Origin of the sequence: Streptococcus sp. 1621 (assembly GCF_013276615.1) — a bacterium.
GTDB lineage: Bacteria > Bacillota > Bacilli > Lactobacillales > Streptococcaceae > Streptococcus.
The window spans coordinates 23,343-43,857 of sequence record NZ_VMLJ01000016.1 but is presented as its reverse complement, the minus strand read 5'-3'; the positions used below and the strand labels follow the sequence as shown (position 1 = coordinate 43,857).

Below are 20,515 nucleotides of genomic sequence, written 5' to 3'. Positions count from 1 at the left end.
AACTACCCTATTCCAACGCCAAACTGGAAGCCACCAATAATCTCATCAAACTTATCAAGCGCAATGCCTTTGGATTTCGGAACTTTGAAAACTTCAAAAAACGGATTTTTATCGCTCTGAATATCAAAAAAGAAAGGACGAAATTTGTCCTTTCTCGAGCTTAGCTTTTCTTCAACCCACTACAGTTGACAAAGAGCCAAAAAAGAAAGGACGAAATTTGTCCTTTCTCGAGCTTAGCTTTTCTTCAACCCACTACAGTTGACAAAGAGGCAAAAAAATCCCCTGGCAAGTACCAGAGGATAAGAGCTTATTTCATTGTTGGGAAGAGCAATACATCACGGATAGTAGTTGTATCAGTGAGGAGCATGCAGAGACGGTCGATACCGATTCCCAAACCACCTGTTGGTGGCATACCGTATTCAAGAGCCTCGATGTAGTCATAGTCGATTCCTGTCGCTTCATCATCACCAAGTTCTTTGGCTTTAGCTTGGGCTTCAAAACGGCTAAGTTGGTCGATTGGGTCGTTGAGCTCAGTAAAGGCATTACCGTACTCCTTAGTCATGATGAAGAGCTCGAAACGGTCAGTAAAGCGTTGGTCTTCAGGATTTTTCTTCGCGAGTGGAGATACAGCTACTGGATGTCCATAGACAAAGGTTGGTTGGATCAAGGTTTCTTCAACAAACTCTTCAAAGAAGGCATTGATGATGTGACCAACTTCAGTGTAGTGTTTCTCAACTGGAACTTTCTTCTCAGCAGCGATAGCTTTAGCTTCTTCCAAAGTCATGTCTTGCCAGAAATCGACACCAGTAATTTCTTTGATAGCATCCACCATGTGAACACGTTTAAATGGTTCGTTGATCTTGATTTCAGTACCTTGATAGTTGACTGGACCATCACCTTTAACAGCTTTAGCAGCATGTTGGATAATGCCTTCCGTCAAGTCCATGATGTCTTGGAAGTCTGCATAAGCTTGGTAAACTTCGATAGAAGTAAATTCAGGGTTGTGAGTAGCATCCATTCCTTCGTTACGGAAGATACGGCCAATTTCATAGACGCGTTCCATACCACCCACGATAAGGCGTTTCAAGTGAAGCTCAGTCGCGATACGAAGTACCATGTCAATGTTTTGGGCATTGTGGTGGGTGATAAATGGACGGGCAGAAGCACCACCGGCTTCGTTATGAAGAACAGGTGTTTCCACTTCAAGGAAACCTTTTTGGTCAAGGTAACGACGGATTTCAGAGATGATTTTTGAACGAGTGACAAAGCGTTCAAAGCTTTCACGGTTAGAAATCAAGTCAAGGTAACGTTTACGGTAAATTGTTTCAACGTCTGTCAAACCATGGAATTTCTCTGGTAGAGGACGAAGAGCCTTAGACAAGTGTGTGATGTGAGTAGCCTTGATAGAGAGTTCTCCCATATCCGTACGCATCACTTCACCTTCGACACCAAGGAAGTCACCAAGGTCTGCTTTTTTGAAGATTTCGTAGTTTTCTTCACCGACAGCATCCTTACGAACGTAGATCTGGATTTGACCTTCACGGTCTTGAAGGTGGGCAAAACCTACTTTACCTTTACCACGTTTGGTTACCAAGCGTCCTGCGATAGTAGCTGTTTCGTTTTTATCATGTAATTGTTCTTTATCGAGGTCAGCAAATTTATCTTTTAATTCTTGTGAATTTGCAGTACGTTCAAAGCGTTTTCCAAAGGGATCGATTCCTTGTTCACGGAGCGCAGCCATTTTTTCACGGCGAACGATCTGCTGGTCATTTAGTTCTTCCATATGTTCTGTAGACATGGGATCCTCCTAGTTTTACTCAAAATTGAATACGATGAGTCATTTTTTGCGATACTCCCATTTTATCATAAATAACCAAGAAATTCACGGATAATCTTTCAAAACTAAAAAGAACTTGGCGCTAAAATCACTGAAAAGACTGGGATAAGCAAGAAATTCCAAAATCTCAGAAAAGGAAATCTGACCATGTTTATGGATTATACTTTAATCCTTGTAACTTTCATGACGTGTGCTACTTTTTATATAAGAGCAAGCTAAGCAAATCTAAAACTGAAACAATTGACGTAAAAAACATTAACAACTTGAATCTTGTCATCCATATACCTGATATGACAGAATAGTATAATTTTTAACCTTTTAGTCTTTTGATTTTTTACACCTCTTGCCAAGTTTCTTGGTCTTCTTTAAAGCGTTTTAGAAGATCGAGTCCTTCTGGTGTGATATAGCCTTCTTCTTGGGCTAGATGGATGAGTTCACTGTAGTTAGAAAGCGTCACAAGTTTGACACCTGCATCTGAGAAGTTCTGATCTGCTTTTGGCAATTGGTAACTAAAAATCGCTACAACTCCAAGTACATCTGCTCCTTCTCGCTTGGCTGCTGCTACTGCTTCAAGAACAGAACCACCTGTTGAAATAAGGTCTTCAACTACTACCATTTTTTGACCTTGAGCTATGCGACCTTCGATTTGATTACCAGCACCGTGGTCTTTTGGTTTGCTACGGATGTAGGCAAATGGCAGATTCATCTTGTCAGCAATAATAGCTCCGTGTGGAATCCCTGCTGTTGCAGTTCCTGCAATGACTTCTACCTCTGGAAAGGCTTCTTTGATAGCTTCCACAAAGCCATTTTCAATTAGGGTACGAGTTTCTGGATAGGCAAGACTTACACGGTTATCTGTGTAAATCGGCGACTTGATACCAGATGCCCAAGTGAAAGGCTCCTCTGGTTTGAGGTAAACGGCTTGAATTTTCAAGAGGTGGCTAGCGATATCTTTAGCAAGTATCATGGTATTCTCCTTTTATTTTTATAATCTATTCTTTAATTCCAGTCCTGTGTCCATTCATCCTTGATGGCATGATAAGCTGCAACAGGATCCTCAGCTTGGGTAATGGGACGTCCCACTACGATATAGTCACTACCGATTTGATAGGCATTAGCAGGTGTCATGACTCGTTTTTGATCTCCAACTGCAACACCAGCTGGACGAATCCCTGGTGTCAGACAGATAAAATCTGGATTGGTAGCCTGCTTGATGACTTCCACTTCCTGAGCCGAGCAAACGACACCATCTAATCCCGCTTCAGCTGTCTTCTTAGCATAATGAATGACAGACTCTTGCAGACTGGTTTGGATATTTTGAAACTCCTGCATCTGGGCTTCTGACGTTGATGTGAGCTGCGTTACAGCTATCAATTTTGCTTGACTTCCAAGACCTTCACGCGCAGCCTTCATCATCTCTACACCGCCAGCAGCATGAACATTGGTCATATCCACACCAAGCTGAGACAAGACCTTCATAGCTGACTTGACTGTATTGGGAATGTCATGAAGCTTGAGATCCAAAAAGACACTATGACCCAGACCTTTCAAGTAAGATACAATCTCAGGACCCGTTGCGTAATAAAGCTCCATCCCTACCTTGAGATAAAGGCTTTCTTCTGCTGGGAAAAGAGCTAAAAATTCCTTGACCGCCTCAAAACTAGGAAAATCAAGAGCAATGACTGGACGATGTTCTCGCATAGGTTTCTCCTTTTACCTTTGCTAGTGAGAGAGTCTGGCCACAAGAAGCCACGAAAAAAGGAACCTGCCAACAGCAAGGTTCCACGAAAAATGGGTAGTCTCCACCCTTTCACCGTCTAACCTTAGCTGCCTCTCTGGACTGCTTTAAAGGTTTTTTACTATTCTATTATTTCTACTAGCACTTGTCAAGTAAAAACATGGCAACTAAAGAGCTATGAAAGAAAAGGTAAACCTAGCGACGCGATGAGCGCTGGGTCGTTTGGTTTCGATTGCTCTCTTCCTCTTGTTTTTTCTGTTCTTCTTCTAAACGTTTACGTTCTTCTTCCTGTTTTTTCTCGGCTTCCTTAGCCTCTTGTTTGGCCTTTTCCTCAGCTTCCATAATTAATTTATCCGCTACAGTGTAGCTGTAAATTCCAGCTTCCATGTCAATCACACTCGGTTCTGACAATTGTGGCTTAATCTTGCTGTAATAAGGCAATTTCTTGCTCATTTCAGACAAGGGAACCAAGACTTCGTCCGAATCATTCATGGTCAATCGAATTAAATCGGAAGTCACCTTGCTGGGAGCTAGTTCCACCTTTTGGATAGCTGCCTTGAGTTCTGGGCTAATTTGAGCAAGTTCTGAGACAAAAGCCTTGATTTGTTCGCTATCATTAAAGAGAACTGATATATAAGTTTCTGGCAAACTGACCAAGCTCACAGAACTAGTCTCAAGCTGACCGCTGGAAAGAATAGGATAATGATTTTCACCAGAAACATAGTAGGCCACAATATCGTATTCTTTAACCTTGATAGTAAACTTGGTTGGAAATTGATAGACAAGTTGAGCTGATTCAACCCAATAATTAGACTTGATCCGCTCTTCATATTTTGCCTTGTCTAGCAGAAGGTTAATCGTATAATCCGAATCCTGAATGCCTGAAGCCTGTCGGATATCATCAGCCGTAGTGTGCATCGTTCCCTCAACACGGATATCCTTCATGGTCGCATAAGGACTTAGTAGGTAGGCAGAGACAATCAATAAAAGCAGACTTGGAAATAAAATCGTTAGAGCTCGCAAGATATGGAGGCCAGGAATCTTTGCTTTGGCTGCTTTTTCCTTTGGAGCCTTTTTAGCAAGATTTTTATCCTGTTCCTCCTTCTCTTTAGACCCTGATTCTTCTATCTCTTCTTCCTTTTTGTCACCCTCTGGGGCTTCTACTTTTTCTTCAGACTTTTCCTTAGCTGATTCTTCATCTTCTGGGTCCGCTTCACTCTCCGAGCCCTCCTTGTCCTCTGACTTCTCGGATTTTTCTCCCATTCGAGCTTGTCTTTCCTTTTCTTTCTCCTCAGCTAGAGCCGCCTCTTCTTCAGCCTTCTTTTTTAGATATTCTTGGTTTCGTTTCTGCCATTCTGATAACTCTTTAAATTCTTCGAGGATTTCTTTGCCCTCATTTTTCTTATCTTTTGACATTTACTTTCCTTATGATAAATCTTTTTTCAACAATTGATAAAAATCTGCTAGAGATTTCAATTCCTTAGAAGCCTTCATCTTAGCTTGGTAGTCTTCCTTGTGGCTTAGTAAGTGAGACAGCTTCTCTTCCAAACTATCCAAGGTCAAATCACTTTCTTGAAGCTCTTCTGCATAGCCTTTCTTAACAAAGTAAGCTGCGTTCTCAATCTGGTCTCCACGACTAGCTTCACGACCAAGCGGCACAATAACATGCAATTTTGCCATGGCCAAGAGCTCAAAAATCGTATTGGCACCACCTCGTGTCACAACAATATCAGCCAATTCCATCAAAGGTTGATAGAGATTGGTCACATAGTCAACACGAAAAAGATTTTGGCTCAACTCGTTCAGGCTAGAATCTCCAGTTAGATTGATAATATTGTAGCGCTCTGTCAGCTCTTTCTTATGGTCTGTCACCAATTGGTTAAAGACACGAGCGCCTGCAGAACCACCGACAAACAATACAGTTGGCAATTTTTGATTAAAGTGGGTTTGGATATCCACCAATTCATCTGGTTCTGGATTTTTTTGGTCTGAAACCTTGGTCACTGCTCCCACATGCTCAACCTTAGACAAACTTGAAGCTTGCTCAAAGGTTGAATACATCTTGGTCGCAAATTTATAAGCGATTTTATTGGCCAAGCCCATAGACAGGTCAGATTCGTGAATAAAGACAGGCACTCCTGACACACGCGCAGCGATAACAGGCGGTACTGAGACAAAGCCCCCCTTTGAAAAAAGAGCCTGTGGACGAATTCGTAACATGATAAAGAGCGATTGGACAATTCCCCACCCAACTTTAAAGATATCCAGCATATTTTGCCAAGAGAAATAACGACGCAATTTCCCAGTCGCAATGGAATGGAAGGTGACATCTAGACCCGACTTGAGGATTTCTTGGTGTTCGATGCCACGTTTATCTCCGATATAGTGGACTTCCCATCCATCTTCGATGAACTTGGGCATCAACAAAAGGTTGAGAGTAACGTGTCCCACCGTCCCCCCACCTGTAAAGACAATTTTTTTCATATTATTCATTTAACTCCGCTACTGTGTCGATAAAGAGGTCGCCACGTACTTCAAAGTTAGCATACATATCCCAGCTGGCATTGGCAGGACTGAGAAGAACCACATCTCCTTGAGTCGCAAGTTCATAGGATTTGCGGGTCGCATCTGCAATGTCAGTCGCATCCACATATGCCACACCAGCCTTGTCTGCTGCCCGTTTAACACGTTCTGCAGACTGACCGAGAATGACCATCTTCTTGAGTCCAGTAATGTCTGGAACCAATTCGTCAAACTCATTGCCACGGTCCAAACCACCTGCAATCAAGATGACCTTGCTGTTGTCAAATCCTGACAAGGCTTTTTGGGTAGCCAAGATATTGGTTGATTTACTATCATTATAGAATTTGACACCCTTGATTTCATCCACAAATTGGAGACGGTGTTTGACACCACCAAAGGCTGAAAGAGTTTCTTTGATGATCTGGTTATCTACACCACGAAGCTTAGCTACAGCAATAGTCGCAAGGGCATTTTCCACATTGTGACTACCTGGAACTCCGATTTCATTCGCTGCCATGACCACTTCCCCACGGAAGTAGAGTTGACCATCTTCCAAATAAGCTCCATCAACCTTTTCAAGTGTTGAGAATGGTACAACTGTAGCTTGTGTTTTTCTTGCCAATTCTTTTGCCAAGTCTTGGTTAAAGTTCAAAACAAGGAAATCAGCTGCTGTCATCTTGTTCTGGATATTCCGCTTGGCTGCTACATATTCCTCAAAAGAACCGTGGTAGTCGATATGAGTTGGCATGAGGTTGGTAATAACCGCAATCTCAGGATGGAATTCTTGCACACCCATGAGTTGGAAAGAAGAAAGTTCCATAACAAGAGTGTCCTCATCTGACGCAGTTTGGGCCACTTGACTAGCTGGATAGCCGATATTCCCTGATAAAAGACCATGTTGACCAGCAGCAGTCAAAACTTCCCCAATCATAGTCGTTGTGGTTGTTTTACCATTTGAACCTGTGATACCGATAATTGGCGCTTCTGAAATCAAGTAAGCCAATTCTACCTCAGTCAAGACTGGAATTCCCTTGGCCAAAGCCTTTTCAATCATGGGATTGCTGTAGGGGATACCTGGATTTTTCACCATAAGGGCAAACTCTTCATCCAAGAGTTCCAAAGGATGACCGCCTGTGATGACCTTGATCCCTTCTTCCAGCAAACTTTGGGCAGCTGGATTGTCCTCAAAAGGTTTCCCGTCATTTACTGTCACAATGGCACCCAGCTTATCCAACAAACGAGCTGCAGATTCACCAGACTTGGCCAAACCTAAAACAAGGACTTTCTTATTTTTAAATTGATCTATTACTTTCATGTCTCGAACTCCATTTCTACTCCTACTATTTTACCATTTTTATGGAAATAAAAAAGCCACAAAGTGTGTTTGTGACTCTTTCTTCTAACTGATACTCTTCGAAAATCTCTTCAAACCACGTCAGCTTCGCCTTGCCGTATATATGGTTACTGACTTCGTNNTGCGGCTAGCTTCCTAGTTTGCTTTTTGATTTTCATTGAGTATGAATCTTACCATATCATCTATTTGATAAATCGGTAACTCGAATAACTTGATCCACTTGCTCCCAAATCAGAGGATTGTGGGTCGCAATAATAATGGTTCGATTCGGATTTTTTAAAGATTCTAGGATAGAAAGTAATTCCTCAGAGTTTTTGGGGTCTAGCGAAGCGGTTGGTTCATCTGCCAGGATCAAAGGTGGATCCTTTAAAATTATCTTCGCTAGTGCAACACGTTGTGCTTCTCCTCCTGATAATTCAAAGATAGGTTGCTTTAAATCCAAATAAGAGAGGTTTACACGGTTTAGAGCTTGTTTCATCAAAGAGATTTTCTCTTTCTCTTTCAACTTTTTACCAACTAAACCCAGATTGAGATTCTCTTTGACGGTTTGGCTTTCAATTAAGCCAAAATCTTGAAATAGGTATCCTAAGTAATCTCTAAAGAAAACAGAAGGCTTGATGTCTTTAAGAGAAGTGCCATCATAGATGATTTGTCCTTTGTCATATGGCTCTAATCGTCCAATCATATTCAAGAGTGTTGTCTTACCACAGCCACTTGTACCAATTAAGGCATAAATTTTCCCACCTTCAAAATGAAGATTCGTATCTGAAAATAGCTGACGGCTTCCAAATTTTTTAGATATATTCTTTAGTTCAATCATCCTATTTTCCTTTCATAATTGTCATAGAAACACGCGATTCTTTATGAGCTTGACGGTAAAGCGTCAAAACTGCACTAGCTAGAAAGACTAATAAAGTGAGCAAGCCAATCACCAAGTCTCGACTGCTTAAAATAAAGAAACTAGCACCAAATACAAAACTGGCAAATTGGCTAACCATATACTGAGCATGTGTTTCAAAAAATCGTAAACCTGAAATTCGTTTAATCAAGATATCTCGACGGAATTGCTCGAAATATAGAAGATTGACAGAATAAAAGAGTAACAAGGAACTAGCTATCCCCACAATAGCTCCTAGGATTAAAGTTGCTGTTTCAGTTTGCACTTCATTATAACGAGTTAGATAAACACTTCTTCCTTCTTTAAGATAGGATACTTGCTCATAAATTCCAGCTTTCTTCAAGAGTTCTAGCCCACTCTCATATCCTTTGATAAAGAGTTGTTTTCCAGCATTGATAGACCAAACATATTTTGAAATGAAACTATCACCTGTAGATGTTGGAGTAAATACAACTAAAATCGGATCGGTTAAGTACTGAATGGATACTGGGCTTTCACCGTTATTATAAACAAATCGCTTTTCTCCAGTTGGAAGATAGCTAACAATCGCTCTCATTTCATACTCTAAAGGAGCACTTGCCTCCTCACTTGATTTTCCGTAATAGTTCAAACGTTCTTCAAAAACTTTCTTAAGTTCTGCTTCCTGTGAACGAAGAGATTCTGGTAATAAGAGTCCAAATTCCCCTTTTTGAAGATGAGCTAGTTTCTGTCTAGTCTCATCATTTACAGCCACATTTTCCTTGTCTAAATAACTTGGACTGACATAGAGAACATTAGCATCTGGACTATAGGTATCCAGTGTCTCTCCGTTTTCATTTTTTCCTTGAGGATTTGCAAAATGAATGAGATTATCTTTTACAAATAGAGCCTGTTCTTCTTCGATTGCTTCCTTGGCAAAGGCATACCACTTATTCTGATTTTCTGTATCATTTACTCTGTCACCTAAGCCAAAAGAAATTTGATAATAGTCTACTCTGTCATGCCATGCTTGTTTTGAAATTTCAAGTTCTTTCAATCGTTGGTAAGACGTCAAACCTGTCTTAACAGCGTAGCCCACTGTAAAGACAGCAACCAACTGACACAATAGGGTTAAAATCATCAAGCGTTTGAGGGGTAATCTTCCCTTAATAACGGGAACTAATGCTTTGTAACTCAAACTCATTAGATAAAGAAGCATTAGTAAAATTGAAATACCCAATAAAAACAACAGATAGAAACTAATCCCAAAACCATAGGTGGCTAACAAGATAGGATAAAACAAACCTTGACTAAAAAGAACGACTCCCCCACCTAGGAAGGAAAGGAGGGCTGATAGAAGGAGCCACTTAATATCAGTAGATAAAGAATGCCCCATAATGGATAAGAGAGTCTGACCAGAAAAGAGTTTTATACCTGCTGCTCTCATTTCCTTAATCCGAGTGATAATCACTAAAGCAAAGAAAGATAAGCCAAATATTGCTAAACTAATTAAAATAAGGGGATTTAGTAACATTCGAAAAGCAAGAGAATAGGGAGGTGTCTTTCGGTCAGCAATTGCTTTATAACCCAAATCTCCTAATTTATCGGCAAGCTTTTCTTTCGTCAAGGAGCCTGACAAAAGGAGATAACTATTTAGCGGATCACTACGTTCACGACTTTCTTGACTAGCTTCTTGGAATTCTTTTGGTAAAGTTCCCTGACCATAAGTTGCATAAGTAAAGTGAGTCGTCCCATCCTTACTCGGCTCTACAATTCTTCTAGCTATTAAACTCTGTTCTGAGTTTACAAAATTCTCCAATTCCTGTTCAAATACCTCACGAGTCGGTTCCTGAGCCTCTTTTTTGACACGAAGTAAGGAAACGGAATCATAGCTTGCATATAAATATTGTGGCGCACGTAAGACAATAATCCAAGCAAGGAAGAAGCTGAGAAAAAAAGTTGATAATAATATGAATAGTTTCTTCATAGTAGACTCCTTGTATAAGAGAATAACCCTATAGAAAAAGATTTTATCTTTTATAAATTCTTAGAATTATTTTCCTAGTTTAATCCATCACACCCTGAGCACCAAGACAACAATACTCTTCAAAAATCTCTTCAAACCNNTTTTCATTGAGTATAAATTTAATCCTTTCTTATTTTGAAATCGGTTTCTTATAACTTAAGTATATCACTTTCTATCTAATCTATCAACATATTTTACTAAGATATTATCAGTAATGAAGTTTTACAACTTCCTAAAAAATAGATGTCATTAACGAATTTTATTCCAGTTTTTCCCATTCATATTATCCAAGCAAAAGAGATGATGTTATAGTAAAAAACAATTCAAACTATTGTAAAATTCCTACCAAAAAAAGAGAGCCGAAACTCTCTTTTTTATCTTCTTTTACTTTTTTTGACTGGCATGAGTGTGATGTCTCTCACACTAAAGTAAGCTAGGATTAACATGGCTATTGCTAGGAATATTTCTGTTGGTAATTGAAAAATTTTCAGAAAAGATAGAGCCAACAAAATTAAGAGTGCCACTAAAATACATACCATAGCGACGATATTGACTGTCCCTTTAATGCTTTCTGGTGTCGCAAATACATAGAGTAGGAGCAGTAAAATCCCTAGGACTAAATAGACCATCTTTCTCTCTTTCTAGCTCTTATTCAGCTGATTTTTTCTTCTTGTTAGCTTTCTCACGCTCTGCCTTGTTAAGGATTTGTTTACGCAAACGGATAGACTCAGGCGTTACTTCCATGTACTCATCGTCGTTCAAGAACTCAAGAGACTCTTCAAGTGTCAAGATACGAGGTGTCTTGATAACAGCTGTTTGGTCCTTAGTAGCTGAACGGACGTTGGTCATTTGTTTTGCCTTAGTGATGTTAACTGTCAAGTCATTTTCACGAGAGTTTTCACCGATAATCATTCCTTCATAAACCTCAGTACCTGGGTTGACAAAGATCGTACCACGTTCTTCGATAGACATGATTGAGTAAGTTGTAGCCTTACCAGCATCGATAGAAACAAGGGCACCACGGTGACGACCACCAATTTCGCCTGGAATCAATGGCAAGTATTGGTCGAAGGTATGGTTCATGATACCGTAACCACGAGTCATTGACAAGAACTCAGTTGAGTATCCAATCAAACCACGCGCAGGAACAAGGAAGACCAAGCGAGTTTGACCATTACCAGTTGAAATCATATCCAACATTTCACCCTTACGTTCAGAAAGGCTTTGGATTACAGACCCTTGGTATTCTTCTGGAGTATCGATTTGAACACGTTCAAATGGCTCACATTTAACACCATCAATTTCTTTTACGATAACCTCTGGACGAGATACTTGAAGTTCATATCCCTCACGGCGCATTGTTTCGATAAGGATTGACAAGTGCAATTCTCCACGTCCTGAAACAGTCCATTTATCTGGTGAATCAGTTGGGTCAACACGGAGGGAAACGTCTGTTTGCAATTCTGCCTGTAAACGTTCTTCCACCTTACGAGAAGTTACCCATTTACCTTCTTTACCAGCAAATGGTGAGTTGTTAACCAAGAAAGTCATTTGAAGAGTTGGCTCATCGATGTGTAGGATTGGAAGAGCTTCAACTGCGTCTGTCGGAGTAATGGTTTCACCGACAAAGATATCTTCCATACCAGAAACGGCAATCAAGTCACCTGCTTTGGCTTCTTGGATTTCACGACGTTCCAAACCAAAGAAACCGAAGAGTTTTGTAACACGGAAGTTTTTAGTTGTGCCGTCAAGTTTAGAAAGGGTAACTTGGTCCCCAACCTTAACAGTACCACGGAAGACACGACCGATACCGATACGGCCAACAAAGTCGTTGTAGTCCAAAAGTGACACTTGGAACTGCAAAGGCTCATCTGAGTTATCTACTGGAGCTGGGATGTGGTCGATAATCGTGTCAAAGATTGGTGCCATAGTAGCTTCTTGGTCAGCTGGATCATCTGACAATGAAGAAGTTCCGTTGATCGCTGAAGCATACACCACTGGGAAGTCAAGCTGGTCATCATCTGCACCAAGCTCGATGAAAAGTTCCAAGACTTCGTCCACTACTTCTGCTGGACGAGCTGATGGCTTATCGATTTTGTTAACAACCACGATTGGGACAAGGTCTTGTTCCAAAGCTTTTTTCAATACGAAACGAGTCTGTGGCATTGTTCCTTCGTAAGCATCTACGACCAAGACAACACCGTCAACCATTTTCATGATACGCTCAACTTCTCCACCGAAGTCCGCGTGTCCTGGTGTGTCCATGATATTGATCCGAGTTCCGTTATAGGCAACGGCTGTATTTTTAGCAAGAATGGTAATTCCACGCTCTTTTTCGATATCATTTGAGTCCATAGCACGCTCAGCCAATTCAGTACGTGCATCAAGCGTTTCTGATTGTTTCAATAATTCGTCAACGAGGGTTGTTTTACCGTGGTCAACGTGGGCGATAATCGCAATGTTACGGATATCTTCTCTTAATTTTGTCATGATTTCCTCTATAATATTCAAAATTTATTTTCTAACTGAACGATTATACCATAATTTCAAGTAAATAACATAATTCAAGCAAGTGTAAATGTTTTCACTCCGCTTTTCTTTTCACGTCAAGCCTTTTCAAAGCAAGCGACTTATGATAAGATAGGCACAGTATGCGTTTAGATAATTTATTAGCCCAAGAAAAAATCAGTCGAAAGGCTATGAAACAAGCCTTACTCAAAGGGGACATTCTCGTCAATGGTTGCCCAGCCCGCTCCCTAGCACAGAATATCGATACAGGTCTACAAGAACTCCTTTTTCAGGGCCGAATCATTCAAGGCTATGAGCACAGCTATCTGATGCTTCATAAACCTACTGGTATCGTGACAGCCAATAAAGACAAGGAACTTCCAACCGTCATGGACCTCCTTCTGCCTGACATCCAGTCTGACAAGCTCTATGCCGTCGGCCGACTGGACCGAGATACAACTGGTCTCCTCCTCTTGACCGATAACGGTCCCTTAGGCTTTCAGCTCCTCCATCCCCAATATCATGTCGATAAGACTTATCGAGTTGAGGTTAATGGACTTCTGACACCTGACCATATCCAAGCCTTTCAAAAGGGAATTGTCTTTTTAGATGGCACTATCTGTAAACCTGCAAGATTAGAGATTCTATCAGCAAGTCCTTCCCACAGCCAAGCCTCCATCACCATTTCAGAGGGGAAATTTCATCAGGTCAAGAAAATGTTCCTCTCGGGTGGTGTTAAGGTGACCTCCCTCAAACGAGTTCAATTCGGTGATTTTACATTAGACACAGAACTAACAGAAGGCCATTACCGTCCTTTGAATCCAGAGGAATTGGAAATCATTAAAAATCACTTAGAGAAAAGTGGATAAAAGAAAAAAGCTTTATGTTTAAAGCTTTTTGTTTATTGCTTATCTAAAAAATACTGCGACGGCTACAATCCAGTTAAGTACAGAAACCACAAGTCCTACGATGTTGAGAATTTTTTCTGTTTTATAGTCTAGTCCAGATTCTTTTTGGTATGAAAAAGCCAAGACCAATCCTATGATCCCCAAAATCAGACCTACAATTGGAAATAGCAAACCGAGCACAATAGATAGGATACCTAAAACAAGAGAGTGTTTTTTCTTTTCTTGCATTTTTTAAAAACTCCTTAAAATGATTATTAATTTAGTATATTAGACCGACTATATCAACTTTTTACAGAATATTAACTAGTCTTCACTTTCCCTTTCCAAGAATCCAAGCCATAAGAAAGGATATAAATCTCAGAAAAACCTTGTTTTTTCAAGTAAAGGGTCGCATTTGTGACACGTTGCGCACGTTGGTTTTCGTAGAGAAGGACAGGTTTATCCTTACGAAGGGCTGCAAGACTAGTCTTCAACTGACTTGAAGGAATATTGCGGGCCCCAAGGATATGTTTTCTGTGGAATTCTGCTGGGTCGCGCAAATCAATCAATTGACCCGTACGAATCAAGGCTTCAAACTCCTCATTGTCTACAATTTTAGCCGCACGGCGAATACGAAGATAGTTAAAGCCCATCCACGCCAACATTGCTAGTATAAGTGCCCACAAAATCCAAGTAACCATTAGTTCTTTTCTCCATTTTTCTCAATATAATCCAATTCTACCTTGTGCTCTCTGCGTAGAACCGCTTCCGCTTCCAGATAATCCAGTTTGTCCATCAGCCCTGCATCGTAAATCCGAGAGAGTTCCAACTTCATCAGCTCAATATCATATAAGCGTTTTCCCATGTAAACAATAATACCAAATCGTTTGAGGAATTGCTGCACATCATAGAATGTTTTCATAAGACTCATTCTAGCAAAATTTTGTGTTTTTTTCAAGAAGAGACTTACACAAAGCTCCTGATTTTCCTATCTTCTTTGGCGATTCTGACGCAAGTGTGGTACAATAAAAACATGAGAATTCAACAATTACACTATATTATCAAAATCGTCGAAACCGGCTCCATGAATGAGGCAGCCAAACAGCTCTTTATCACCCAACCGAGTCTTTCCAATGCCGTGAGAGATTTGGAAAATGAAATGGGCATTGAAATCTTTATCCGCAATCCCAAGGGTATCACCTTGACCCGTGATGGGATGGAGTTTCTCTCTTATGCCCGTCAGGTTGTCGAGCAAACTCAGCTTCTGGAAGAACGCTATAAAAATCCTGTCGCCCACCGCGAACTCTTTAGCGTTTCCTCCCAGCACTATGCCTTTGTAGTCAACGCTTTTGTCTCTCTGCTCAAGAAAAGTGATATGGAGAAATACGAGCTCTTCCTTCGTGAAACTCGGACTTGGGAGATTATCGACGACGTCAAGAACTTCCGTAGTGAGGTCGGTGTCCTCTTCTTAAACAGCTACAACCGTGATGTTTTAACCAAAATGCTGGATGACAACCACCTGCTGGCTCACCATCTCTTCACAGCCCAGCCCCATATCTTTGTCAGCAAGACCAATCCTCTGGCAAAGAAAGACAAGGTCAAACTGTCTGATTTGGAGAATTTCCCTTACCTCAGCTATGACCAAGGAACTCACAACTCCTTCTACTTTTCAGAAGAAATTCTTTCTCAAGAGCATCACAAGAAATCCATCGTAGTCAGTGACCGTGCCACCCTTTTTAATCTCTTGATTGGTTTGGATGGTTATACTATTGCGACAGGGATTTTGAACAGCAACCTCAACGGAGACAATATCGTTTCTATCCCACTGGATATTGATGACCCAATTGAACTGGTCTATATCCAGCATGAGAAAACCAGCCTATCTAAGATGGGCGAACGCTTTATCGACTATCTACTAGAAGAAGTCCAGTTTGATAGTTGATAAATGATAAGAACCAATATGTAGGCTAGCAACAACCTGCATATTGGTTCTTTTTACTTATAATTAAAAGTCTCCCCTGCCAACTTATCAGCTAGCTTAGGAAAGAGGGTATAAAACTTATGGGCTAGGTTCAACAACATCGGTAGATTGAGTTCTCGTTTGTTTTTTCCTATAATCTTGACAATCTTTTTAGCCACTGCATCTGACTCTAGCAGGAAGCGTTCAACCGACTTAAGATAGGTACCATCTGGGTCGGCTTGGTCAAAAAATCCTGTTCGGATTGGTCCTGGATTAACCGTCGTTACATAAACACCATAGGACATGAGTTCGAGGCGCAGAGCATTTGAAAAACCAATGGCCGCAAACTTGGTCGCTGAGTAGAGACTAGACTTGCCAGTAGCGATCAAACCTGCCATGCTAACAATATTGATGATATGGCCTTTTCGACTTTCCTTCATTCGAGCCGCAAGGCGACGAGACAGATTCATTAGGGCAAAGGTATTGACCTCGAACATCTGATGAATATCTTGGTCGGAAATCTGGTCAAATTCCTCAAAAATCCCGTAACCAGCGTTGTTAATCAAGACATCAATCTTGCCATAGCGGAGATAGAGGTCAGTTACCAGAGTTTCTAAGGCTGAATCATCGGTAATATCGATTTCAATCAATTCTGCACAGGGATGATTTCTGTAGATTTGGACTAATTTTTCCTTATTTCGACCAAGCAAGATGAGTTGGTCATTGGGCAGGAGTTTGACCATTTCTTGGGCTAGACCACCGCTAGCTCCGGTAATGAGAATAGTAGACATACTTATCCTTTCTCAAGCTTTTAGATTTCCACTTCTTCCAAGTCTTTGACCACATGGACATTTTCAAAAACACTAGCAGCGTCTTTCTTGAGTTTGCTGATATCTTTTGAGAGAAAACGGGCACTGATATGGTTGAGCAAGAGGCGTTTGGCACCTGCTTCTACCGCTACTTGTGCAGCTTGCATGTTAGTAGAGTGGCCATGGTTACGAGCAATTTTTTCATCACCCTTGCCATAAGTGGATTCATGGACAAGGACATCGGCATTAACAGCCAGACGCACACTGGCACTAGTTTTTCGGGTGTCACCAAGAATAGTGATAATCTTACCTGGACGTGGCGCTGAGATATAGTCAGCTGCCTTGATTTCAGTCCCATCTTCGAGAACAACGTTCTGACCGTTTTTGATTTTTCCAAAAAGTGGGCCAAATGGGACGCCAGCAGCCTTGAGCTTTTCAGCATCCAGCGTTCCTTCCAAGTCCTTTTGAATGACACGATAGCCAACACAGAAAATAGTATGATCCAGCTCCTCTGCATACACCGTGAATTTATCGGTTTCAAGGATTTTTCCTAAAGAATCTTGGTCAAACTCATGAAAATGAATACGGTAAGGCAGGCGCGAACCGGACACACGAAGACTGGTTAAGACAAAGGACTTAATCCCTTGCGGTCCATAGATTTCCAAATCTGTCTGCTCTTCATTGGCCTGAAAGGCACGGCTAGAAAGGAAACCTGGCAGACCAAAAATGTGGTCTCCATGCAAGTGAGTGATAAAGATTTTGCTGACCTTACGTGGTCTAATTGTGGTTTCCAGAATGCGATTTTGCGTACCTTCTCCACAGTCAAAGAGCCAGACTTCGTTAATCTCGTCCAAAAGTTTCAGGGCGAGACTTGAAACGTTGCGGGCTTTAGAGGGCTGGCCAGCCCCCGTTCCTAAAAATTGAATATCCATTCGATACTTCCTAATTAATCAATATATAACATGGCTGTGCGGTTTTCCGATCGGAAATAGCGCTTGCCAGAAAAAGCAGTAGCTTCTTGTAATAGCTCCTCTTGGCTGTATCCTTTAAGACGCTTGCGACCATCAGCCAAGCTTTCCAAATCAGTCAAAGCTGTTAGACTCTCCATGCTAACAACTTCCTCATCTCCAACAGCCTTCATGTAAATCTTGCCAGACTCCTCAAAGACCAGTTGATGGGGGAAAATTTGCGCAATTTCAAAAAGCAAGTCATCTGAGATTACCTTTTCATTTTCAGAGAAAATCCGACCCAGACCCTCACTCTCATAGCAAAAACCAAAGGATTTACCAGACAGGTTAAGGCGAATAAAAGGTTTGTTTTCAAGAGTGAAACTAGGTTCAGCATTGTAGAGATTCAGTTCCTGACTGACTTCTGCAAAATAATCCGTCGCAGCTTGAGGACTCTTTTTTTGATATAGTTCTGCAAAGTAAGCATTGACCACGCTGGGCGGAGGGGCGATAAGTGCCAACTGCTCCTGCTCTGTCTTGCCAGCTAGAAGCTGATCCAGATAGACCTTATCCAGACTTGTATAGCCCCCATATTTTAGAGCCAACGTTTTAATATCAGTCATAAAATTCCTCTAACCTCCATTTATTTTTCTCGGAAATGTAGCCTCTAATCACTTCGCCGTCTTCCTGATAATCACGTTCTTCCAGAATCGCAACACTTTCTAAATCATGAATCTTGTAGGACTTTGAAAAAGGCACGCGCAGAGTAAAAGATTCAAAAATATCCTTGATTTTCTCTAAAAATAGTGCCTGCAAATTCTCACGACTATCCTCAGACTTGGCAGAAATGAGGGCATAAGGTGTTTGGGTAGGTGTAAAGTCCTCCACCAAATCCGCTTTATTATAAAGGGTCAGGCGAGGAATATCTTCCATGTCTAAGTCTTTCATGATGGAAAGAACTGTTTTTTCATGTTCCTCATGGTAAGGATTGCTTGCATCGATAACATGAATCAGAAGGTCTACATGCTTGCTTTCTTCCAAGGTTGACTTGAAACTGGACACCAACTCTGTAGGTAAATCCTGTATAAAGCCCACGGTATCTGTCAAAGTTACTTGGAGATTGCCCCCCAGATGGATACTCTTAGTCGTCGCGTCCAGAGTCGCAAAGAGCTCGTCAGCCTCATACTGGGTCTTACTGGTCAAGGTGTTCATGATAGTTGACTTCCCTGCATTGGTGTAACCAATCAGACCAATCTTAAAGATGCTAGACTCCAGACGTTTTTCTCTGACAGTCGCCCGATTTTTCTCAACCACCTTGAGCTGGCGCTCAATATCCGTGATTTGATTGCGAACACTACGACGGTTCAGCTCCAGCTGACTTTCACCAGGTCCACGGGAACCAATTCCCCCAGCCTGACGGCTGAGCATAATTCCCTGACCAACCAAGCGAGGCAAGAGATATTTGAGCTGAGCTAGGTGGACTTGGAGCTTGCCTTCGTGGCTTCGAGCCCGCATGGCAAAGATATCCAAAATCAACTGCATACGGTCAATGACCTTAACACCCAGAACTTCTTCTAAATTGACATTTTGCCGTGGAGTCAGACGGTTGTTGACAATGACAGTGGTAATTTCTTCTGCATCCACCATGAGCGCAATTTCTTCTAACTTTCCAGAGCCAACAAAGGTCTTGGAATCATATTTTTCACGTTTTTGTCTGTAGCTATCTACAACGACTGCCCCTGCCGTCTTGGCTAAACTAGCCAATTCTTCCATGGAGAGGTCAAAATTGTCCATGCCCTGCAATTCTACACCAATCAGCAGAACCCGTTCCTCTTTTTTCTCCGTATCAATCATCTAAAAACTCCTCTATCTGGCTTAAAATGCGGTCTTGCACACCAGCTTCTCCAATCTGATAAAAGGTGACCTGCATGCGATTACGGAACCAGGTCAACTGACGCTTGGCAAAACGACGGGTAGCCTGTTTGAGACTCTCACTAGCTTCCTCCAAGGTCTGCTCTCCGCGGAAATAAGGAAAGAGTTCCTTGTAGCCAATGCCCTTAGCAGCCTGCACATCAGGGTAATGATCAAAAAGCCACTTAGCCTCATCCAAAAGACCAGCTTCAAACATCAAATCGACTCGATGGTTGATACGCTCATAAAGTTGACTACGTTCATCATCCAAGCAGATAATCAATGGTTCATACAAGGTCTCTTGATTTTCCAAATCCCGACCAAAATGGGCGATTTCCAAGGCACGCATAGCACGACGACGATTAAACTGGGGAATCTCAAGGCCCGCTTGCGCCACAAGATGAGCTAATTCCTCATCTGAATATGGCTCCAAACTAGCTCGATAGTCCAAAATCTCCTCATGGGGAGTCTCCCCACCCAGGTGATAACCTTCTAGCAAGCTCTGGATATAAAGTCCAGTACCACCAGCAATAATAGCTAGCTTGCCACGACTGTGAATGTCCTCAATAGCCATCTTAGCTTCTGAAACAAAATCAAAAGCCGAGTAAGACTCGGTTACCTCTCTAACATCGATTAAATGATGAGGAACAGCTGCCTGCTCTTCTGGACTAGCCTTAGCCGTCCCAATATCAAGTCCTCGATAGACTTGCTGGCTATCTCCACTAACCACTTCGCCATTAAAACGCTTGGCCACTTCAATGGCAAGGGCTGTTTTTCCAACAGCAGTCGGTCCAACAATCACAATTATTTTTGTTTTCATCTTTTTTCCTTGAAAAATTCCCATTTTTTCGTTACTATTATTATAACACAAAAAGGTCAGTCAGGAAAATGTGACCTCTTGAGGAGGCTGGCTGATTGAGAATATAAAGGAGGAAGACTCATGGCTAAAGGATTCGCTAAAGGTCTTGTAACAGGTGTCGCAGGAACTGTCGCTGCACTTGCAGGCGCGGTATACGCATTTAAAAAGAAAGTAATCGAACCAGAAGAGCAAAAAGCAGCTTTCATCGAAGAAAACCGTAAAAAAGCAGCTCGCCGCCGCGTATCACGTTAAAAAACAAAAGAAGTTGGGATTCATTGTCTCAACTTCTTTTTTCTATTC

At 41.5% G+C, this 20,515-nt stretch carries 22 protein-coding genes; 4 read left to right on the top strand and 18 right to left on the bottom strand.

From position 1 onward, the window contains the following. Positions 1-164, top strand: a 164-nt coding sequence (locus HT697_RS04295) for a transposase (RefSeq protein ID WP_138031773.1), incomplete at its 5' end; no start/stop codon positions are given. Positions 165-307: 143 nt separating this feature from the next. On the opposite strand, the gene lysS is transcribed toward HT697_RS04295, so the two are convergent. From lysS to typA, 10 genes are all read right to left on the bottom strand, one after another. After that, positions 308-1,798, bottom strand: a complete 1,491-nt coding sequence (gene lysS, locus HT697_RS04290) for a lysine--tRNA ligase (protein WP_088791010.1) — start codon at positions 1,796-1,798, stop codon at positions 308-310. A gap of 373 nt (positions 1,799-2,171) precedes the next feature. Beyond that, positions 2,172-2,804, bottom strand: a complete 633-nt coding sequence (gene pyrE, locus HT697_RS04285) for an orotate phosphoribosyltransferase (protein ID WP_173262300.1) — start codon at positions 2,802-2,804, stop codon at positions 2,172-2,174. 32 nt (positions 2,805-2,836) lie between these two features. Then, positions 2,837-3,538, bottom strand: coding sequence for an orotidine-5'-phosphate decarboxylase (gene pyrF / locus HT697_RS04280; protein WP_173217695.1), 702 nt, complete (start codon positions 3,536-3,538; stop codon positions 2,837-2,839). A gap of 232 nt (positions 3,539-3,770) precedes the next feature. After that, a complete protein-coding gene (locus HT697_RS04275) occupies positions 3,771-4,991 on the bottom strand; it encodes a cell division protein FtsQ/DivIB (RefSeq protein WP_173217697.1) in 1,221 nt (406 codons plus the stop codon). Positions 4,992-5,000: 9 nt separating this feature from the next. Then, positions 5,001-6,059: a UDP-N-acetylglucosamine--N-acetylmuramyl-(pentapeptide) pyrophosphoryl-undecaprenol N-acetylglucosamine transferase gene (locus HT697_RS04270; protein ID WP_173217780.1), complete on the bottom strand. Its 1,059-nt coding sequence runs from the start codon at positions 6,057-6,059 to the stop codon at positions 5,001-5,003. Between the two features lies 1 nt (position 6,060). Beyond that, complete coding sequence (gene murD, locus HT697_RS04265) at positions 6,061-7,413, bottom strand: UDP-N-acetylmuramoyl-L-alanine--D-glutamate ligase (protein WP_173262297.1); 1,353 nt, start codon at positions 7,411-7,413, stop codon at positions 6,061-6,063. Between the two features lie 217 nt (positions 7,414-7,630). Next, positions 7,631-8,272, bottom strand: a complete 642-nt coding sequence (locus HT697_RS04260) for an ABC transporter ATP-binding protein (RefSeq protein ID WP_000571284.1) — start codon at positions 8,270-8,272, stop codon at positions 7,631-7,633. Position 8,273: 1 nt separating this feature from the next. Beyond that, a complete protein-coding gene (locus tag HT697_RS04255) occupies positions 8,274-10,295 on the bottom strand; it encodes a bacteriocin-associated integral membrane family protein (RefSeq protein WP_173217701.1) in 2,022 nt (673 codons plus the stop codon). A gap of 413 nt (positions 10,296-10,708) precedes the next feature. Beyond that, a complete protein-coding gene (locus tag HT697_RS04250) occupies positions 10,709-10,963 on the bottom strand; it encodes a DUF3165 family protein (RefSeq protein WP_049512491.1) in 255 nt (84 codons plus the stop codon). 19 nt (positions 10,964-10,982) lie between these two features. Continuing rightward, on the bottom strand, positions 10,983-12,824 hold the full coding sequence (typA, locus tag HT697_RS04245) for a translational GTPase TypA (protein ID WP_000164111.1): 1,842 nt from the start codon (positions 12,822-12,824) through the stop codon (positions 10,983-10,985). Positions 12,825-12,985: 161 nt separating this feature from the next. Between typA and HT697_RS04240 the strand changes: the two genes are divergently transcribed. Further along, the gene (locus HT697_RS04240) at positions 12,986-13,711 is read left to right on the top strand and encodes a pseudouridine synthase (RefSeq protein WP_173262294.1); all 726 of its coding nucleotides are present in this window, start codon (positions 12,986-12,988) and stop codon (positions 13,709-13,711) included. A 39-nt stretch (positions 13,712-13,750) separates the two neighbouring features. Here the strand turns inward: HT697_RS04240 and HT697_RS04235 are convergent, their stop codons facing one another. The 3 genes from HT697_RS04235 to HT697_RS04225 form a co-directional block, all read right to left on the bottom strand. Then, the gene (locus tag HT697_RS04235; RefSeq protein ID WP_049524359.1) at positions 13,751-13,978 is read right to left on the bottom strand and encodes a hypothetical protein; all 228 of its coding nucleotides are present in this window, start codon (positions 13,976-13,978) and stop codon (positions 13,751-13,753) included. Between the two features lie 71 nt (positions 13,979-14,049). Continuing rightward, entirely contained in the window at positions 14,050-14,430 is a 381-nt protein-coding gene (locus HT697_RS04230; protein WP_173217705.1) for a rhodanese-like domain-containing protein, read from the bottom strand. Continuing rightward, a complete protein-coding gene (locus HT697_RS04225) occupies positions 14,430-14,660 on the bottom strand; it encodes a YqgQ family protein (protein WP_001808324.1) in 231 nt (76 codons plus the stop codon). The genes HT697_RS04230 and HT697_RS04225 overlap by 1 nt, the downstream gene beginning before the upstream one ends. A gap of 102 nt (positions 14,661-14,762) precedes the next feature. On the opposite strand from HT697_RS04225, the gene HT697_RS04220 reads away from it, so the two are divergent. Then, the gene (locus tag HT697_RS04220) at positions 14,763-15,671 is read left to right on the top strand and encodes a LysR family transcriptional regulator (protein ID WP_001222592.1); all 909 of its coding nucleotides are present in this window, start codon (positions 14,763-14,765) and stop codon (positions 15,669-15,671) included. 53 nt (positions 15,672-15,724) lie between these two features. Here the strand turns inward: HT697_RS04220 and HT697_RS04215 are convergent, their stop codons facing one another. The 5 genes from HT697_RS04215 to miaA are packed head-to-tail and all read right to left on the bottom strand — an operon-like array spanning position 15,725 to position 20,176. Next, on the bottom strand, positions 15,725-16,480 hold the full coding sequence (locus HT697_RS04215) for an SDR family oxidoreductase (RefSeq protein WP_173213807.1): 756 nt from the start codon (positions 16,478-16,480) through the stop codon (positions 15,725-15,727). A 20-nt stretch (positions 16,481-16,500) separates the two neighbouring features. Beyond that, on the bottom strand, positions 16,501-17,430 hold the full coding sequence (gene rnz / locus HT697_RS04210) for a ribonuclease Z (RefSeq protein ID WP_173262291.1): 930 nt from the start codon (positions 17,428-17,430) through the stop codon (positions 16,501-16,503). A gap of 14 nt (positions 17,431-17,444) precedes the next feature. Further along, the gene (locus HT697_RS04205; protein ID WP_164226717.1) at positions 17,445-18,068 is read right to left on the bottom strand and encodes a cystathionine beta-lyase; all 624 of its coding nucleotides are present in this window, start codon (positions 18,066-18,068) and stop codon (positions 17,445-17,447) included. Then, positions 18,061-19,299 carry a GTPase HflX gene (gene hflX, locus HT697_RS04200; protein ID WP_173262289.1) on the bottom strand — a complete coding sequence of 413 codons (1,239 nt, stop codon included), beginning with the start codon at positions 19,297-19,299 and terminating at the stop codon, positions 18,061-18,063. Before hflX ends, HT697_RS04205 begins: the two co-directional genes overlap by 8 nt. Next, positions 19,292-20,176, bottom strand: coding sequence for a tRNA (adenosine(37)-N6)-dimethylallyltransferase MiaA (gene miaA, locus HT697_RS04195; protein ID WP_173262285.1), 885 nt, complete (start codon positions 20,174-20,176; stop codon positions 19,292-19,294). The genes hflX and miaA overlap by 8 nt, the downstream gene beginning before the upstream one ends. A 120-nt stretch (positions 20,177-20,296) precedes the next feature. Between miaA and HT697_RS04190 the strand changes: the two genes are divergently transcribed. After that, complete coding sequence (locus HT697_RS04190; protein WP_001051777.1) at positions 20,297-20,467, top strand: DUF3042 family protein; 171 nt, start codon at positions 20,297-20,299, stop codon at positions 20,465-20,467. Positions 20,468-20,515: the final 48 nt, after the last annotated feature.

Excerpts from the sequence above, each read along its gene's own strand:
- lysS (WP_088791010.1), bottom strand. The coding sequence starts at position 1,798 with ATGTCTACAGAACATATGGAAGAACTAAATGACCAGCAGATCGTTCGC.
- pyrE (WP_173262300.1), bottom strand. The coding sequence starts at position 2,804 with ATGATACTTGCTAAAGATATCGCTAGCCACCTCTTGAAAATTCAAGCC.
- pyrF (WP_173217695.1), bottom strand. The coding sequence starts at position 3,538 with ATGCGAGAACATCGTCCAGTCATTGCTCTTGATTTTCCTAGTTTTGAG.
- HT697_RS04275 (WP_173217697.1), bottom strand. The coding sequence starts at position 4,991 with ATGTCAAAAGATAAGAAAAATGAGGGCAAAGAAATCCTCGAAGAATTT.
- HT697_RS04270 (WP_173217780.1), bottom strand. The coding sequence starts at position 6,059 with ATGAAAAAAATTGTCTTTACAGGTGGGGGGACGGTGGGACACGTTACT.
- murD (WP_173262297.1), bottom strand. The coding sequence starts at position 7,413 with ATGAAAGTAATAGATCAATTTAAAAATAAGAAAGTCCTTGTTTTAGGT.
- HT697_RS04260 (WP_000571284.1), bottom strand. The coding sequence starts at position 8,272 with ATGATTGAACTAAAGAATATATCTAAAAAATTTGGAAGCCGTCAGCTA.
- HT697_RS04255 (WP_173217701.1), bottom strand. The coding sequence starts at position 10,295 with ATGAAGAAACTATTCATATTATTATCAACTTTTTTTCTCAGCTTCTTC.
- HT697_RS04250 (WP_049512491.1), bottom strand. The coding sequence starts at position 10,963 with ATGGTCTATTTAGTCCTAGGGATTTTACTGCTCCTACTCTATGTATTT.
- typA (WP_000164111.1), bottom strand. The coding sequence starts at position 12,824 with ATGACAAAATTAAGAGAAGATATCCGTAACATTGCGATTATCGCCCAC.
- HT697_RS04240 (WP_173262294.1), top strand. The coding sequence starts at position 12,986 with ATGCGTTTAGATAATTTATTAGCCCAAGAAAAAATCAGTCGAAAGGCT.
- HT697_RS04235 (WP_049524359.1), bottom strand. The coding sequence starts at position 13,978 with ATGCAAGAAAAGAAAAAACACTCTCTTGTTTTAGGTATCCTATCTATT.
- HT697_RS04230 (WP_173217705.1), bottom strand. The coding sequence starts at position 14,430 with ATGGTTACTTGGATTTTGTGGGCACTTATACTAGCAATGTTGGCGTGG.
- HT697_RS04225 (WP_001808324.1), bottom strand. The coding sequence starts at position 14,660 with ATGAGTCTTATGAAAACATTCTATGATGTGCAGCAATTCCTCAAACGA.
- HT697_RS04220 (WP_001222592.1), top strand. The coding sequence starts at position 14,763 with ATGAGAATTCAACAATTACACTATATTATCAAAATCGTCGAAACCGGC.
- HT697_RS04215 (WP_173213807.1), bottom strand. The coding sequence starts at position 16,480 with ATGTCTACTATTCTCATTACCGGAGCTAGCGGTGGTCTAGCCCAAGAA.
- rnz (WP_173262291.1), bottom strand. The coding sequence starts at position 17,430 with ATGGATATTCAATTTTTAGGAACGGGGGCTGGCCAGCCCTCTAAAGCC.
- HT697_RS04205 (WP_164226717.1), bottom strand. The coding sequence starts at position 18,068 with ATGACTGATATTAAAACGTTGGCTCTAAAATATGGGGGCTATACAAGT.
- hflX (WP_173262289.1), bottom strand. The coding sequence starts at position 19,299 with ATGATTGATACGGAGAAAAAAGAGGAACGGGTTCTGCTGATTGGTGTA.
- miaA (WP_173262285.1), bottom strand. The coding sequence starts at position 20,176 with ATGAAAACAAAAATAATTGTGATTGTTGGACCGACTGCTGTTGGAAAA.
- HT697_RS04190 (WP_001051777.1), top strand. The coding sequence starts at position 20,297 with ATGGCTAAAGGATTCGCTAAAGGTCTTGTAACAGGTGTCGCAGGAACT.